Genomic DNA, 16095 nt, shown 5'->3' on the forward strand with positions numbered 1-16095 from the left:
TTGTTATCTATTTTAATTTTCTGTAAATATGAATATTCTGTTAAATCTTTTTTTCATTTTTTGGCCATATGCATAAAAATTTGTAATTAATTGACCTTTGATATTATTCGCTAAAAAAGTCATTATTCCTATCTTTGGAATAAATATTAAGCACCTCCGAATTTTCAAACTCAAAAAGATCTCTTGTTCAAACGCCGCTTTTTATTGCCCGTTCAGCCCACTGGGAATCAGCCAGAATTGCCCTGCCAACGCCAATTAAATCGGCTTTTCCTTCTGTTAATAATTGCTCCGCAGCAAAAGAATCGGTAATCCCGCCTGTTAGAATTACGGGGATTGTTATAACCCTTTTTAAGGCCTCCGTTAAGGGAGCGAAATAACCTTGCCCACTGAGTCCGGGAACCTGATAACCGGAAAATCCCCCCGAAACATCCAGACAGTCAATCCCGGCCTTGGCAAATTCTTTAGCCGCGATGAGGCTGTCTTCGCTAGTTACTCCACCTTCCCTATAATCGCAGGCTCCCAGGCGCAAGAGCACCGGGAAGTCTTGTCCAACCACTCCGCGAACCGCTTCAATGATTTCGAGGTGTATGCGAATACGGTTATGAACATTTCCGCCATACTCGTCGGTCCGCCGATTCGTAAGCGGAGAAAAGAATTGATTGAGAAGATAACCGTGAGCCGAGTGAATTTCAACTCCGTCAAAACCCGCCTCTTTGCTCCTTCGAGCGGCATCCTGAAAATATTGAACCACTTGATTGATCTCCGGGCGAGTAAGTTCCCGCGGCAAACTGTCTCCACCTTTACGGGGGTTCACAACGGCTGAAGGACCTACCGGTGTCGTTCCAATAATGTCTTCGCCGGCTGAGCTTCCGGCATGATTTATTTGCAGCACAGTTTTAGAACCATTTTGGTGAATTTTTTTTGCTAAAGCGCGTAATCCGTCAATCATACGGTCAGAAGCAGACGACAATTGACCAGCGCTGGCTTTTCCTGTTTCATGAATAAAACTATGTTCAATAATGATCAGGGAAATATATCCCCCTTGAGACTTTTCAGCATAATAATCTAAAAGTGCCTGGTTTACCTCCCCTTGCGGAGAAGCTTTTGCGGTAGCCATCGGCGGCATGACCAAACGATTTCTAAGTTCGAGAGCTCCAATATGAAGGGGTTTCAGTAAATAAGACATGCCCCAATCCTCCCAATATTCCATTTAATTCCAATTGAACCCTTAGAATAGGCTTTAAGAAAAAGAACTTTTACTATTTTAATGTAAGAGCCAGTACTATAGCGGCCAAGGATGAAAGACCAGACCAAACGCTCCCGTCCCGACATGAGTGGCAATTACGGCCCCCGCTTCAAACAAGCGAATATCATGTTCAGGAAAACGAGACTTCAACTCCCTAAGAAGTGCTTCCCCTTCATCCGGGATGTTGACATGCATCACACAAATGCGAAAACGTTTTCCGCTGGAGATGGCTCTTGTTAACATTTCCAGGACCCGCTGCCATGCTCTTGGGCGAGATCGCACTTTATCAAAGACATCTATCTCCCCCTGTTGATTAAAGTAGAGAATTGGTTTTATCTGAAGCAAAGTACCCAATAGTGCCGCAGCACCGCCTATCCTTCCACCTTTACGCAAATTCTCCAGAGTATTGACAACAAAATATAATTCTGTCTGTTCTTTTAAAATTTTTAGATTTGCCATGATTTCCGAGGCACTTAACCCCTGTTCCGCCCACTCCGCTGCAGCCCAGGCTAAAACGCCAAGGCCCAGGGCCGATGATTGGGAATCAAAACTATAGATTTTCTTATCTAAAGCCAAGTTGATTGCCATTTGGGCTGACCGCAATGTTCCGCTTATAGAACTGGAAAGATGAAGACTAATAATCTCCTCTACGCCTTGAGAAAACAGGGATTCATAAGCTTCAAGAAAAGCCCCGACAGAAGGCTGTGACGTTGTTGATAAGCCGTTTATCCTTTTAAGCTTTTCAAAATATTGCTTATTTGACAACTCTGTTTCAGGATACGTTTCAGTCCCGACAGTAACAGCGAGGGATACGACAAGAATCTGGAATTGCTGCAGGATATCACGGGTCAGATATCCGGTAGAATCCATAACGATTCCTATTTTTCTCAAATCTTTTCTCTCCTCAAACAAAAGCCTAAATTATCTGTCAATTGCATCTGTCTCCAGTATATCCTAAAATATTGGGGCTAGCAATTCTGTCAACAGCCTAATCAAGAAGCAAAATTGCTCCCTGACTGTTGAGATAGTTGCTCTTCTTTGGAATAAAGGTTGACAGGATTAACATGGTTTGTTATTATAATATTCGTTCTGACGAACAGAAAGCGGGGCGTAGCGCAGTTTGGTAGCGCGCTTGGTTCGGGACCAAGAGGCCGTGGGTTCGAATCCCGTCGCCCCGACCATTGTAGAGTGAAGGTTTTCTTGGAAAAGGAAGCCTTTTTTATTTTTATGTTTTTAACTTTTAAAATTGATATGCACATGATTTGAAATTATTGTGATATGATATAAAAAGACTATCATGGTTTCACTGACTTGTCGATAGGAAATCGATATACTGGCGATCGTTTTTATGTATGGAAACATTTTGTACTTTTGCCAAGGAACAATCACTTTCTAAGCGCCGAAAAAAGCTCACAGCTTTGTTAAAGTTGGATAATAAAAACCCCCACCGTTTTCTGATGAGGGCCTATCAGAGCATATCCCTGAATAAGGCTAAAGTTAAGTGCGCAACCTTGAACAAACCTATAGATTGCCCATCATCACAAGTTTTTCTGCCATTTGGGTAATTTGCACTAAAGCATTTGTAAGTTCCGTCGCTGCAGTTGCTTGAGAATCAGTGACTCCGCTCAATTGTTTCACTGATTCCACCAAATTATTAACGGAAATTCGTACACCATTAAGATCCGACTCAATTTCATTCGTTGAGATCTTAGTTGACTCGGCCAACTTTCTTATCTCATCGGCAACCACAGAAAATCCTTTGCCATGCTCTCCGGCACGAGCTGCTTCAATCGATGAATTAATACCCAGAATATTACTCTGAGCTGAGATCTTATTAATCTTAACTGTTACTTTATTGGTATGCTCAACTTCCTCCATAACCTTATCCGTCTCATCAATCATAGCTTTCGTAGTTGCTGCCAGCTCCTCCGAGGCGGCTGTAAGGTTTTCTGAAATTGCCGAAATTTCCTCCACCGCAGCAAGAATCTCCTGCCCGGCCTTAAGTAAGTTATCGTAATGTTCGGTTGAAATACTTACGGTAATGCATCCAACAATCGTGCCATTTTCCCGGATAGGATGAGCTATGCCAACATAAGGAATACCCAAAACTTCTTTGGGAATACGTTTTACAATGCGGCTGCCTGTGCGAAGGGCTTCTTCAGTTGCCGTATTTTTAGGTATTAAATCTCCGGCTGTTAGGTTTAAGTTTAGACGTGGTCCGGGACATGCCGCCAGCACCTTTTCGGTATCCATTAAAGTAATCGCTGTTTCTGTATCAAAGAGGTCCTGTAATTCACCAACGATTTCCAAATAAGAATTAAGTTTCAATTTAAATGACCTCCGATTATTATAAAATAAAGATTAATTTTAATATTTACTGACATTCTAGTATGCTTTAGCGTTAAAATCAACTGTTTGGCTTTAAACTATGTTTTTTTCTTTAATTGTTCTGATTTCGCAAGATTTTCTTTAAGCTGCACTTGTTTCAGACACATGATAAAATAGATATTATTTTAATTTTAATAGAGAGTAAAAGGAGCCAAAAATGCTGAAAGGTAAACGTATCAGGATTCGTCCTATAGAAGAAGATGATATTGACCTTTTATATCAGTGGACAACTGATGAAGAAGTTAACTATTGGTCCAGCGGCGCTTGGCCGCTAAATTCCCTGCAAACCAAAGATCAACTAGCCGAAAAATATCTGGACAGTCAACCGGATAGTTACAGGTACGCCATTTTAAACGAAAAGGATTCTTTAATCGGGACAATAGGTTTTAAGGAAATCAATGTTCCCAGCCGCTCGGCAACTCTTTTCGTCGTTTTAGGCGATAAAACATGCTGGAATCAAGGTTATGGGACTGATGCCCTTATTACCTTTGCGCGCTTTCTTTTTACCCAGTGGAATTTTCATAGAATCTCCCTGGACACTTGGGATGAAAATCTTCGAGCTATCAGAGCTTACGAAAAAGTAGGTTTTAAAGTCGAAGGCCGCCAGCGCGAAGCTCGTTTTGTCTTAGGAAATTATCATGATGCCATACTCATGGGCTTATTGCGTCATGAGTTCCTGTCTCTGCACGGGAAATTATAGGTTGCCAAATCAAACGGCCTGGAGTAAACTATAGTTAAATTTAATAATGATAATATCCTCTGGGGTTGGGTGAAATTCCCTATCGGCGGTAAAGCCCGCGAGCCTTCTGGCAGATCCGGTGAAATTCCGGGGCCGACAGTAAAGTCTGGATGAGAAGAGGAATGGATAAGGATGCGTTTTTCTGCGCTTTTTTAACTATGACTTTTGATTCGACACCCAAGGATAGGCGGGTGTTTTTTATTTGCCTTTTTATTTGTTATAGAGATTTTTACGCTTTTTGGGAGACAATAAATAACGCCGTTAAGAAAGGATTCTTATGAACGAAGAAACTTCTCTGAAATTTACGGATGAACAATTTATGCGCAAAGCTTTGGAACTAGCCGGCCGAGCCAGGGGCAGAACAAGCCCTAACCCAATCGTAGGCTGCGTTCTTGTCAAAAACGGCCAAATAATTGGCGAAGGATACCACCAGAAAGCGGGAACGCCTCATGCTGAAGTCCACGCTTTAAAAGCCGCTCAGGACCAAGCCTTTGGGGCAACGGCCTATGTTACTCTGGAACCTTGCTCACACTTTGGGCGAACTCCACCCTGTGCCGACGCCTTGATACGCGCCGGCATTCAGCGAGTTGTTATCGCTATGGAAGATCCCAATCCCTTAGTATCCGGTCGGGGCATAGAGCGATTGCGTGAAGCCGGAATTCAAGTTGACGTTGGGATTTTACATCATGAGGCAGCCACACTGAATGAGGCATTCTGCAAAACAATGACTGCGAATTTGCCTTTTGTAGTTTATAAAACGGCTATGACCTTAGATGGAAAGATTGCTACCGAAAGCGGCGATTCCCGCTGGGTAAGCAATGAAACATCACGTCGTTACGTCCATCAATTGCGCGACTATTACGACGTTATTCTCGTAGGGAGTGAAACTGTTCTCCGCGACAATCCTGCACTAACCTGCCGCTTGCCTGGCGGACGAGATCCGGTTCGTCTTGTTGTTGACGGAGAATTGCGTCTGCCTGAAAGCTCGCACGTCCTGACCTCCTCCCCATCCAGTCCCTGCATTATTGCCACAACAAAGGCAGCACCCTCCGATAAGCTTGAGCGGCTTAAAAAGCTTGAACAGGTAGAAATCTGGCAATACAACACGTCACGGCATGTTCCGCTGAAAAAGATGCTGCAAGATCTGGTGCAGCGAGGGTGGATAAGCGTTTTGCTGGAAGGCGGAGGCCGGCTGGCCGGCGCCCTCATCCAGGAACAGTGTATCGATAAACTGGATTGCTTTATTGCACCTAAATTAGTCGGCGGAAGCGGCCCTTCCCCTCTCAGCGGACTGCATATTCAGCGCATGAATGAGGCCATTGAACTTTATGATCTATCTGTCGATAAAAATTCAGGGGATATTCATGTAACCGGATATTTCCGACATGATTAAAGCGCTGCTTTAAAGGAGGATTCAAGTGTTTACCGGAATTGTTGAAGAACTAGGTATTGTCCGCGCTCTTCGCCTTTTGCCAGATTCAGGAAAACTAACTCTTCAAGGAAAAAAAGTCCTCGAGGATACACAATTGGGAGATAGTATAGCGGTTAATGGAGTCTGTCTGACCGTTGTCCAGCAAAATGGCAATGAATTTACCGTCGATGTTATGGCTGAAACTCTGGCTAAAACAAACCTTGGCGACTTGAAGAATGGCAATCAGGTTAATTTAGAGCGAGCATTACAGCTCAAGACCCGTCTTGGGGGACATTTAGTTAGCGGGCATGTGGACGGGGTTGGACGTATACGCAGGATAACTCCTTGGGGTATTGCTCAAGTTTTGGAAATCAGTGCTCCCTCTCCTCTCCTTTCTTTTGTCCTGCCTAAAGGCTCTATTGCTATCGACGGAATTTCTCTAACCGTTATTGATGTCGAAGAAGATTATTTTACGGTTTCCTTAATCCCTCACACCTTTGAGGAAACAACCCTGGGACTAAAAAAAGTAGGTTCAAGCGTTAATTTAGAAACAGATTTGATCGGAAAATACGTTGCCCGATTTATGGGACATAAACTTTCAACTCACGATTCCCAAGAAGACCTTTCTTTAGCTTTTCTAACCGAACACGGTTTTGTTTAGAAATTGTAAACTTATTCAACATTAATTTCAAAGGAGTGAATGATCATGCCATTTAATACAATTGAGGAAGCTATCGCCGATATCCGGCAAGGTAAGATGATCGTCATGGTGGATGACGAAGACCGGGAGAACGAAGGGGACTTAGTCATGGCCGCTGAAATGGCAACCCCTGAAGCTATTAATTTTATGGCTACTTATGGCCGAGGACTTATTTGCGTGCCCATGACCAAAGAACGAATTCAAGCCTTAGAACTCGAACCCATGGTCACTCAAAACACAGATCCCCATGGAACTGCTTTTACAGTCAGTGTGGATTCCTCCGACAGTTCAACGGGAATTTCGGCCTTTGAACGGGCTCAAACCGTAAAAGTTCTTATGGACCCTAACAGTGTACCCAGCGACTTGCACCGTCCCGGTCATATCTTCCCTCTGCAGGCCCGAGAAGGCGGAGTATTGGTCCGCGCCGGCCACACTGAAGGAGCCGTAGATCTGGCGCGACTTGCCGGAATGAAGCCGGCAGGCGTTATTTGTGAGATTATGAATGAAAATGGGACCATGGCCCGGGTACCGGATTTACAGCTCTTCGTGCAAAAACATAATTTAAAAATTGTAACTCTTAAAGACCTCATTGCTTACCGGCGTCAGTCCGAGAAGCTTATTGAACGGGGAGAAACGATCCACCTCCCGACTGATTTTGGCGATTTCCGCGCCGTGGGCTATCTCAGTATTGTCGATCAAAAAGAACATTTAGCTTTAGTCAAAGGAACCGTCAACGACGGAGAGCCGGTATTGGTGCGGGTTCACTCGGAATGCCTCACCGGAGATGTATTCCATTCCCGCCGCTGTGATTGCGGCGACCAGCTTGTCGCTGCTTTAGAAGAAATCGAACATGAAGGGCGCGGCGTTTTGCTTTACATGCGGCAGGAAGGCCGCGGAATTGGTCTCTTAAACAAGCTTAGAGCTTACAAACTTCAAGAAGAAGGAAAAGATACTGTCGAGGCAAATCTGGCTTTAGGCTTTCCCGAAGACCTGCGGGATTACGGCGTTGGTGCTCAGATTTTAGCCGACCTCGGCATTTCTAAAGTTCGTTTAATGACTAATAATCCACGCAAAATTGTTGGACTCGAAGGATACGGCCTGAATGTTGTAGAACGAGTTGCTGTGGAAATTCCTTCGAAGCCCGAAAACTCAAGATATCTCTGCACCAAGAAAACCAAATTAGGCCATTATTTATCTGCTGTCCAATAATTAATTTCTGTACTGTTATATTTTCAAGAAGGATTTTTTAAGAAGAAAGGGCGTCACAAACTTATGAAAACATTAGAAGGAAATTTACTGGCTCAGGAACTCAAAATTGGTATTATCGCTGCCCGTTTCAATGAATTTATCACAAGCAAACTCGTAAGCGGTGCTCTGGATGCCCTACGCCGTCATGGCGCCCTGGAGGAAAATATTGAGCTGGCTTGGGTCCCGGGAGCTTTTGAAATTCCCCTTGTAGCGCAAACTATGGCCAACTCCAAAAAGTACGACGCCGTAATCTGTTTGGGGGCGGTCATTCGCGGCGCAACTCCTCATTTTGACTTAGTCAGTAACGAAGTCAGTAAGGGGATTGCTCAGGTCGGTTTACAAAGCGGAATTCCCGTTATCTTTGGCGTATTATCCACAGATAGCATCGAACAAGCTATTGAACGGGCGGGAACAAAAGCAGGAAACAAAGGTTTTGATGCGGCAATGACTGCTATTGAAACAGCAAATTTATTAAAATCTTTTTAAATTAACTTTTGAAGCTTTTTAACAAGATCTGGATGATTGTCCACTAAAAACTCCTTGTCAAAACGGTCGATCTTTATTAGACTCATGAAGAGGGATCATGACAAATTTTTGGCAAGGAGTTGAGTGCCATGTCTGGCAAAGAAAAGGCCATTGAGATATCGATGCTTGAGGCAGCGCGCTCAGGTAATAAAGAGGCATTGAACCAACTGATCGAATATTATGAACCTGAAGTCCGAATGATCGCCTGTAAATACTTTTTACCGCGAGCCGACTATGAAGATCTTATCCAAGAAGGACGAATCGCCATTTATAGGGCTGTTTTAGATTATGATGAGGGTATGGCTATCCCTTTCCTTCATTTTTTAAGAATGGTTGTGAAACGCAAATTAATCGATAGCATTCGCAAATATACCCGCAATAAACACGTTAATCTCAACAACGCTTACTCTCTCAACAATGTTGTTTCAGAGTCCGAGGAAACGAGCTTTATTTCCCTGCTACCCAATGCTGAGGACCCTGCTACGGCGGTTATCGCCAATGAAGAAGCCCGTTCAATTATTAACGATTTAAACCAAGACCTTTCCAATCTTGAGCGTCTGGTCTTTGAACATTATTTTCTTCAAGGCTTTAAACAGCGGGAAGTGTCGGAACAACTAGGGCTTCATCCTAAATCTCTGGACAATGCTATCCAACGCATACGGCGCAAAACAGTACTCTATCGATCTCGACAAATGGCTGGCTAAATCAACCACTTGGAGGAGGTATTGATGCTTTCGTTTTCCAGTTTCGTTTTTTCCTGGCGAATGCGCCTCTCAAAATTAAAACATCATAAATTAGCTGTCAGTCTGGGGGGAATTATCCTTCTTTTCGCAATAATAATGGGACCCCCTTGCTATGAGGAAAGCTGGCTCGACCCTTTCAGTACCCTTAATGTCGCCAATCGGGAGCTTCACCCTCACTCCATCACAATGATCGGGCTGCTTAATTCTGACGATCCCTTTCACCCTTATTATTACGCAAACAAAGGGAAAATCAGTGAGTTAATGCACAATTTGCAAAGATCAACTCCTCTTTCTTCTTCTGAGATTCCTGCCAATACATTAGATAATCTCAAGATTGAATATTTCACACTCCATAGAGCATCCTCAAAATATCATGATGAAGAAGATTACGCCTTGCAATACTATCCGGACAAGGGGATCGTTCGTTTTGGACAACAATTATTTCGTGTTAACGAGGCTACAATTTATACGTTTACTCAAATCTCCACAGGCATGACTCCAGGATGGTGGCAATAGATTTTAGGGATTAAGGAATAAATCTTGAAATATTGTAAATTTCGTAATAAAATGGGCTGTAACAATTGGAAAAGTTTGTTACAGCCTTTTATTTCGCAATAAGATCTGTTTAGGCGATGCCACCGTTTTGATTAATTAATTTGCTGACTTTACTATGTGCATTGGTGGCTTCGTTAGCTAAACGTAAGTAGATATTTCTGAGATCGCCATGATGAGCCCGGGTTGCTAGGGTCATATAACCCATGGCGGCAGTTGCGGCGTCTTTTTCATAATCATAGAGCATATCCAAATCTGTGAATTGACTCATGCCAAAGCCTCCTTTTTATTGTATTTCAGCTATACCTTTTTTAAAATACCCTATTACGTCTTCTAAACCCTTAGCTTGGTCTTTGAAAAATCCTTTTACAGTGGGGTCTTTAGCCATTTCATAATACATTTGGCACTTTTTCAGGGCTGTTTCGTTTTCAATAATACTTCGCGTCAACATTCCTTGATCTAGAAGTTTCTTCATTTCCATCTCATTGAGTTGCATCTTGGTCCCTCCTTTTTTTAGAAACTAATTCCATATAACAATTTCAGGATGTGTAAAAACCACTCAAATTATTCACAAACCTTAAATTTCTATAAGGCAAAGAGGAGGATTTTAAATTTGGAAATGCCCAATTTCAAGCGAGTCATTCGTGGTTACGAGCCCGAAGCAGTTGATCAAGCATGGGCAGAAATGGACCGCCAATTATCAGAAGCAAACGCAGCCAATAAAGAGCTTCGTCTTCAGATAAACAATTTAAAAGAACAAAATACGGAGCGGGGCAATCGTCTTAAAGACTATGAGGGCATTGAAAAAGACTTGCGGGATGCTTTGCTCAATGCGCAGCGAATCTCCACTCAAATGAAAGAAGAAGCTGCTAAAGAAACCGAAGAGCTGATCCAATCAGCTCGTGCGGAAAGCAAAGCCCTCATTGATGAGGCGACTCAAATTTCGGAATCAAAAGAAGCTGAAATTGAGTTATTGCTTATGGACAAAAAGCAGAAAGTCATTGCCGTTGAAGAACAAATTCGGGAACTTACCTCTAAAAAATCCGATCTCCAGGCTCTGGTAGAACAAAGCATTCAGCATCTGGACATTGTGCAAAGAATATTAAGAGATTCTCCAACCTTAATTGTCGAACCTCTTGAGGGCCTGGAAAAGGGCAATTTTTCAAATGATAATTTTTCTTTCACCAAGAACCACGAGAACTTAGAGCACGACCAATAATCAACAGTACGACGGCAAATACTATCCCCCATAGGATCAACTTAGAGGAGTTGGGGGAAGGAATTTCTTCTTCCTCTTCCTGCTCAAACCTAAACGAATTTTCCGGCTCGCCGCTATCTTCCGCCCCTGTCTGCAAAGGCTCTTGAACTAGTTCAAGAGCCTTATCTCGTAATTGGAGCGGAACATAAAGATCTACCCCCGCCGTTAAGCCATAAGCTATTTTCAAAAAGCCTCCGGCTTCCGGATACTTTTTAAGGGATGGAATGCCCTCTTGATCTAACAGGGCAACAATAATATCCGCCTCTTGCTCCTTATTTACACCGCAAAGGAAAGCCCAATTTTCCTTCTCCATCATGTTCTCACTCCCCTCCTTGTCTTATATTAGCCAATCGTTAAACCGTAGTCTTGCCAACGCCGGTCAACAAGTTTGCTGGTCGCCTCATCAGGAAGTACTTCTCCGGGATAATCCGGTTTCATGCGGGCGTCAATTAAGATGGGGCCATGATATACCAGGCGATGCTGACAAATTTCGCTCTCCGCGTAAATATCGTGAGCAGGATCAAAGCGTGTAAAAACTTGCCAGAGAAAGCCGGTGCTATCCAGCGCCGAATCAAGGTCATCAACTAAAACAGCCAGAGGCCAGTTTTTGAAGGTTTCACCGCGTAAATCAGGCAAAATCTCCTGCGCAAATTCCGGGGCCTCTTTAAAAGGAGGAGCCTCCAACAGCAGACAGCCGGCACAAAAGGCTTTAATTCCGGACATGCCCGGCAGCTCCTCTCCCTCAAATTGATGAGGCAACTCGCGTTTCGGACTGCCCAGACCAAGCATAATGGCCTTGCTGCCGTGATTGAGCCTGCGCCCAGTGTAGTCTAAAGTGTCCATAGAGGTTTCATTTAAAATCATAAGATCTGTTTCAGGCTCAAAGCGAGCGAGAACAGTCTCCAATAAATTGGGGAAATTTTTTAAATCCAGGGAAACATCCGTAAGCACCAGGAATTTTGTTAACGTGAGCTGCCCTTCTCCCAGAATTCTAAAAGCGTGAGCTAAAGCTTCCCTGCGATAACTTTCCCGGACTACAGCCGCAGCCAAAGCATGAAAACCTGTTTCTGCATAAGTCCAAAGGGCTTTTACCCCGGGCATTACAATGGGAAACATTGGAGACAACAGCGATTGCAAATATTCGCCGATAAAATAATCTTCCTGGCGAGGTTTACCGACAACTGTAGCCGGATAAATAGCGTCCCGGCGATGGTAAACTGCCTGAACATTAAATACCGGAAAATCGTGGGTTAAAGAATAATAGCCATAATGATCGCCGAAAGGCCCCTCAGGCTTGCGAATACGTGCCGGCACGCTGCCGCATAAGGCAAATTCCGCTTCAGAGATCAGGGCATGGGGATGGGACGGTATATTCACGCGGGACAGTTTTTCTCCCATTAAGAAGGAAGTAAAAATTAACTCAGGCAACATTTCGGGCAGAGGTGCTATGGCGGATAAAACCAGAGCCGGCGGTCCGCCTAGAAAAAGCGTTGTTGGGAGGTCTTGGGCGAGCTGTTCCGCTTCATAGTAATGAAAACCCCCGCCTTTATGTATTTGCCAATGTATCCCCGTTTGTTGAGGGGTATGAATTTGGATGCGATACATCCCTAAATTATGTTCTTTAGTTCTCGGATGTTCCGTGTAAACCAAAGGCAAGGTTACAAAGGGTCCACCATCTTCCGGCCAACTTGTCAATACGGGAAGGCGGGTTAAATCCACTGACTTCTCCTGAATCTCTAAGACCGGGGCTTTAGCTGGTTTTATGCAGCGCAAGCCGCTTTTAGCCAGAGAGATGATCCACTCGCGCTCTTGCCAAAGCAGGGAAGGCTTCGGAGGGAGCAAATAATTCAGGGCCGACACGGCTCGTTGAACAATTTCTTCCGGCTTGGGGCCTATGGCTAAGTCAACTCTGCGGCGAGTGCCAAACAAATTGGTGACAACCGGAAAATCGCTGCCTTTGACTCGTTTGAAAAATAAAGCCGGCCCTTCCTTCTCGATGACGCGGCGGTGAATCTCAGCCAGTTCTAAATAAGGATCAACTTCGGCTTCAATTTCCACAATTTCTTTTTCTCTTTGCAGAGTATTAATAAATTGACGTAAATTTATATGCATAATTCACCTTCTAAAAAGATTTCAGAATGAAGGATAATATTAGCGTGAGGTTAAAAACTTTAAAGCTTCCTGAGAGACAAGATTGCAGTTTGCAATGATGCCGCCCAATTCCTTGGCATTTAAATGATCGGAGTGAATACCGGCCGTAATTGTCACCGGAACCAAGAGGCTCTTAGCCAGCAATTCAGCGACTGTATGGGCCACATCGACGTCCTTGTGTCCCGGAACGGGCGTGACATAGACGTCTGTGCTCCAGCCTTCTCCGCGCAGGCTGGGACGAGGGAGCGCCAGAACAGTGCCGCCAACATGAGGTTTTTCTCCTCCCGTTAAGAGACCTTGAACACCGTTACCGGTATCAATCAGGGTCAACACTACCTGACAGCGTCCTTCACCTTCCTGCCATTGCCAAAAGCCTAAATGGATAGGGCTCTCTAAAAACATGGATAAATCCCCCGCTTAACTTTATGGTTCGGCTTCATTATACATTTTGTCCTTGATTATAGACAAGTTTTTAAGGCAAAATATTTAAACCGTTCGGGGAGACAACGAAAGCTGTCTCCCCGAACGGTCCAGGATAATTTAAACGCGTATACTGTAATCTCCGGTAACGTTGTCGACGTCTACCAAAATCCTTTGTCCGTCTTTAATCTCACCTTGCAATAGTTTAAGAGCCACAGGGTTCTGGAGGCGCTGCTGAATCACCCGTTTGAGAGGCCTTGCGCCATAAATAGGATCATACCCTTCGCCGGCAAGCTGTTGCAGGGCCCGCTCAGTCAATTCTAAGGTTATCTTGCGTTCACTCAAGCGCTGGCGCAAGAGGCCCAGTTGAATCTCGATAATTTTCCCGATATGGGAGCGGTCAAGGGGGTGGAAAACGATAACTTCATCCAGCCGATTGAGAAATTCCGGTCGGAAATGCTGCCGCAGTTCCTCATTAATCGTTGTGCGAACCTCTTCCTGAGGGGCATTACGGCGGGACATTTCTTGAATTAAAGGACTGGCGATGTTGCTCGTCAAAATCACGACAGTATTCTTAAAGTTAACAACCCTTCCCTGCCCATCTGTAAGACGACCGTCATCGAGAAGCTGTAAAAGTACATTGGTCACATCACTATGGGCTTTCTCTGTTTCGTCAAAGAGAATGACACTATAGGGTTTGCGGCGGACAGCTTCCGTTAATTGTCCTCCTTCTTCATACCCCACATAGCCGGGAGGCGCTCCGATAAGACGGGCAACGGTGTGTTTCTCCATATATTCGGACATATCTATCCGGATCAGAGCTTGTTCGTCATCGAAAAGGAACTCAGCCAGAGCGCGGGCTAATTCTGTTTTACCGACACCTGTGGGCCCTAAGAAGAGGAAAGACCCGAGAGGACGATTGGGGTCCTGCAGACCGGCACGTGCCCGCCGCACTGCGTCTGAAACCGCTCGCACAGCTTCATCTTGACCGATTACTCGTTGATGAATGCGCTCCTCCATTTGAACAAGCTTTTCCATCTCACTTTCCATCAATTTGGCCACAGGAACATGGGTCCAAGTAGCCACGATTTCGGCAATATCTTGTTCAACAACTTCTTGCTTCAGCAAAGAATTTTGTTTTGCTTGGAGTTTCTCTTCCTCACTTTTTAAATTTTTCTCTAAGCTGGGAATAATACCATATTGCAATTCTGCCGCTTTATTATAATCTAATTGCTGTTGTGCTTGTTCCATAAGAGTACGGGAACGATCCACTTCTTCTTTAAGCTGCTGAATTTTAGCCAGAATTTCCCGCTCGCCCTGAAGCTGGGCTTCCAATCCGGATCGCTCCTCTTTAAGATTGGCAAGCTCTTCTTCAATTTTAAGCAGACGCTCTTTGCTGGCCTCATCCTTTTCTTTCTTTAAAGCCTCACGCTCGATTTCCAGCTGCATAACCCGGCGTTTAATCTGGTCAAGCTCATAAGGATCGCTCGTAATCTCCATTCGCATTCTTGCCCCAGCTTCATCAATCAAGTCAATTGCTTTATCAGGCAGGAATCGATCGCTGATATAGCGGTCTGAGAGCACTGCCGCGGCAATGATGGCTCCATCGGTTATGCGGACCCCGTGATGAGTCTCATAGCGTTCTTTCAGGCCACGCAAAATGGAAATAGTATCTTCGACACTTGGCGCATCGACCATAATTGGTTGGAAGCGCCGCTCCAGAGCCGCGTCTTTCTCAATATGCTTGCGATATTCGGCGAGAGTGGTCGCACCAAGCATGCTTAGTTCGCCGCGCGCCAGCATAGGCTTGAGCATATTACTGGCGTCCATAGCTCCTTCGGCTGCTCCCGCACCGACAACGGTATGCAATTCATCAATAAACAGAATAACATCCTCACGGTCTTTGATCTCTTTGAGCACCGCTTTCAAACGTTCCTCAAATTCTCCGCGATATTTAGCCCCGGCAATCATGGTTCCCAGATCAAGGGCTATAACCTGTTTACCTTTAATGGCCTCCGGGACGTCTCCACGCACAATCCTTTGCGCTAAACCCTCCACAATCGCCGTCTTGCCAACACCCGGCTCTCCAATTAAAACAGGGTTGTTTTTAGTCCGTCTGGATAAGGTTTGAATCACTCGCCGGATCACTTCATCTCTGCCAATAACCGGATCAAGGCGACCACGTTTAGCTTGTTCGACTAAGTTAAGCCCATATTGTTCGAGAGCAGCATAAGTGCCCTCCGGATTAGGACTTGTGACACGCTGAGTTCCTCTCACCTCTCGCAAGGCTTGCAGGAGACTTTCCCGGGTCAGGCCGGTCTGGCGAAGAGCCTTTTCAGCGGCTCCTCCCGCTTTCTCTAAAATAGCCAGCAGGATATGCTCCGTGCTGACATAATCATCACCAAAAGTAGCCATTTCATCATGGGCCGCAACTAACACGGTCCGCAAACGCGGAGAAATGGTAATTTGCACATTCCCTCCGCTAATCCGCGGGAAACGATTAATTTCTTGCCGCATAGTTTGGATAAGAGCACCAACCGCCAGATTTAATTTGGACAATACCTGCGGAACGACACCGTCTCCCTGCTCCAAAAGAGAGAGCAAAAGATGTTCAGGCTCAACTTGACCGTTGCCATTGCGCTCCGCCATTACTTGAGCTTCAGCAATAGCTTCCTGGGACTTTTGAGTAAATCGATTGGTATCAAAGGACATTT

The 16095-nt window shown here is 44.7% G+C and carries 17 protein-coding genes, 1 tRNA gene and 1 riboswitch; of the genes, 9 read left to right on the forward strand and 9 right to left on the reverse strand.

What is annotated here, in order from left to right; translation table 11 throughout:
- Nucleotides 1-187: 187 nt before the first annotated feature.
- Both REC12_RS14935 and fakB read right to left on the reverse strand, forming a co-directional pair.
- Nucleotides 188-1186: an NADH:flavin oxidoreductase gene (locus tag REC12_RS14935; protein WP_308895804.1), complete on the reverse strand. Its 999-nt coding sequence runs from the start codon at nucleotides 1184-1186 to the stop codon at nucleotides 188-190.
- Nucleotides 1187-1282: 96 nt separating this feature from the next.
- Complete coding sequence (gene fakB / locus REC12_RS14940) at nucleotides 1283-2137, reverse strand: fatty acid kinase binding subunit FakB (protein WP_308895806.1); 855 nt, start codon at nucleotides 2135-2137, stop codon at nucleotides 1283-1285.
- A gap of 213 nt (nucleotides 2138-2350) precedes the next feature.
- On the opposite strand from fakB, the gene REC12_RS14945 reads away from it, so the two are divergent.
- Nucleotides 2351-2427: transfer RNA gene (locus REC12_RS14945), tRNA-Pro, on the forward strand.
- A gap of 340 nt (nucleotides 2428-2767) precedes the next feature.
- Here the strand turns inward: REC12_RS14945 and REC12_RS14950 are convergent.
- The gene (locus REC12_RS14950; protein ID WP_308895808.1) at nucleotides 2768-3574 is read right to left on the reverse strand and encodes a methyl-accepting chemotaxis protein; all 807 of its coding nucleotides are present in this window, start codon (nucleotides 3572-3574) and stop codon (nucleotides 2768-2770) included.
- 217 nt (nucleotides 3575-3791) lie between these two features.
- On the opposite strand from REC12_RS14950, the gene REC12_RS14955 reads away from it, so the two are divergent.
- The 7 genes from REC12_RS14955 (at nucleotide 3792) to REC12_RS14985 (ending at nucleotide 9516) form a co-directional block, all read left to right on the forward strand.
- Entirely contained in the window at nucleotides 3792-4334 is a 543-nt protein-coding gene (locus REC12_RS14955; RefSeq protein WP_308895810.1) for a GNAT family N-acetyltransferase, read from the forward strand.
- Between the two features lie 51 nt (nucleotides 4335-4385).
- Nucleotides 4386-4499: riboswitch (FMN riboswitch) on the forward strand.
- Between the two features lie 151 nt (nucleotides 4500-4650).
- Nucleotides 4651-5766, forward strand: a complete 1116-nt coding sequence (gene ribD, locus REC12_RS14960) for a bifunctional diaminohydroxyphosphoribosylaminopyrimidine deaminase/5-amino-6-(5-phosphoribosylamino)uracil reductase RibD (protein WP_308895811.1) — start codon at nucleotides 4651-4653, stop codon at nucleotides 5764-5766.
- Nucleotides 5767-5791: 25 nt separating this feature from the next.
- A complete protein-coding gene (gene ribE / locus REC12_RS14965) occupies nucleotides 5792-6445 on the forward strand; it encodes a riboflavin synthase (RefSeq protein WP_308895813.1) in 654 nt (217 codons plus the stop codon).
- A 45-nt stretch (nucleotides 6446-6490) separates the two neighbouring features.
- Nucleotides 6491-7693, forward strand: a complete 1203-nt coding sequence (locus REC12_RS14970; RefSeq protein WP_374214213.1) for a bifunctional 3,4-dihydroxy-2-butanone-4-phosphate synthase/GTP cyclohydrolase II — start codon at nucleotides 6491-6493, stop codon at nucleotides 7691-7693.
- Between the two features lie 63 nt (nucleotides 7694-7756).
- Nucleotides 7757-8218, forward strand: coding sequence for a 6,7-dimethyl-8-ribityllumazine synthase (ribH, locus tag REC12_RS14975; RefSeq protein WP_308895816.1), 462 nt, complete (start codon nucleotides 7757-7759; stop codon nucleotides 8216-8218).
- A 128-nt stretch (nucleotides 8219-8346) separates the two neighbouring features.
- Complete coding sequence (locus REC12_RS14980; protein WP_308895818.1) at nucleotides 8347-8961, forward strand: sigma-70 family RNA polymerase sigma factor; 615 nt, start codon at nucleotides 8347-8349, stop codon at nucleotides 8959-8961.
- Between the two features lie 24 nt (nucleotides 8962-8985).
- Nucleotides 8986-9516, forward strand: coding sequence for a hypothetical protein (locus tag REC12_RS14985; RefSeq protein WP_308895820.1), 531 nt, complete (start codon nucleotides 8986-8988; stop codon nucleotides 9514-9516).
- A 109-nt stretch (nucleotides 9517-9625) separates the two neighbouring features.
- Here the strand turns inward: REC12_RS14985 and REC12_RS14990 are convergent, their stop codons facing one another.
- Together REC12_RS14990 and REC12_RS14995 are read right to left on the reverse strand one after the other, a co-directional pair.
- A complete protein-coding gene (locus REC12_RS14990) occupies nucleotides 9626-9823 on the reverse strand; it encodes a spore coat protein (RefSeq protein WP_308895822.1) in 198 nt (65 codons plus the stop codon).
- Between the two features lie 15 nt (nucleotides 9824-9838).
- On the reverse strand, nucleotides 9839-10048 hold the full coding sequence (locus tag REC12_RS14995; RefSeq protein WP_308895824.1) for a hypothetical protein: 210 nt from the start codon (nucleotides 10046-10048) through the stop codon (nucleotides 9839-9841).
- 123 nt (nucleotides 10049-10171) lie between these two features.
- Between REC12_RS14995 and REC12_RS15000 the strand changes: the two genes are divergently transcribed.
- A complete protein-coding gene (locus tag REC12_RS15000; protein WP_308895976.1) occupies nucleotides 10172-10771 on the forward strand; it encodes a DivIVA domain-containing protein in 600 nt (199 codons plus the stop codon).
- Here REC12_RS15000 and REC12_RS15005 read toward each other — a convergent pair.
- From REC12_RS15005 to clpB, 4 genes are all read right to left on the reverse strand, one after another.
- Entirely contained in the window at nucleotides 10734-11126 is a 393-nt protein-coding gene (locus REC12_RS15005) for a putative signal transducing protein (protein WP_308895826.1), read from the reverse strand. The genes REC12_RS15000 and REC12_RS15005 overlap by 38 nt on opposite strands.
- Before the next feature lie 26 nt (nucleotides 11127-11152).
- Entirely contained in the window at nucleotides 11153-12922 is a 1770-nt protein-coding gene (locus tag REC12_RS15010; RefSeq protein WP_308895828.1) for a UbiD family decarboxylase, read from the reverse strand.
- 39 nt (nucleotides 12923-12961) lie between these two features.
- Complete coding sequence (gene lpdD, locus REC12_RS15015; RefSeq protein ID WP_308895830.1) at nucleotides 12962-13363, reverse strand: prenylated flavin chaperone LpdD; 402 nt, start codon at nucleotides 13361-13363, stop codon at nucleotides 12962-12964.
- 138 nt (nucleotides 13364-13501) lie between these two features.
- The gene (clpB, locus tag REC12_RS15020) at nucleotides 13502-16093 is read right to left on the reverse strand and encodes an ATP-dependent chaperone ClpB (RefSeq protein WP_308895833.1); all 2592 of its coding nucleotides are present in this window, start codon (nucleotides 16091-16093) and stop codon (nucleotides 13502-13504) included.
- Between the last annotated feature and the right edge of the window lie 2 nt (nucleotides 16094-16095).

Source organism: Candidatus Desulfosporosinus nitrosoreducens (assembly GCF_030954495.1).
GTDB lineage: Bacteria > Bacillota > Desulfitobacteriia > Desulfitobacteriales > Desulfitobacteriaceae > Desulfosporosinus > Desulfosporosinus nitrosoreducens.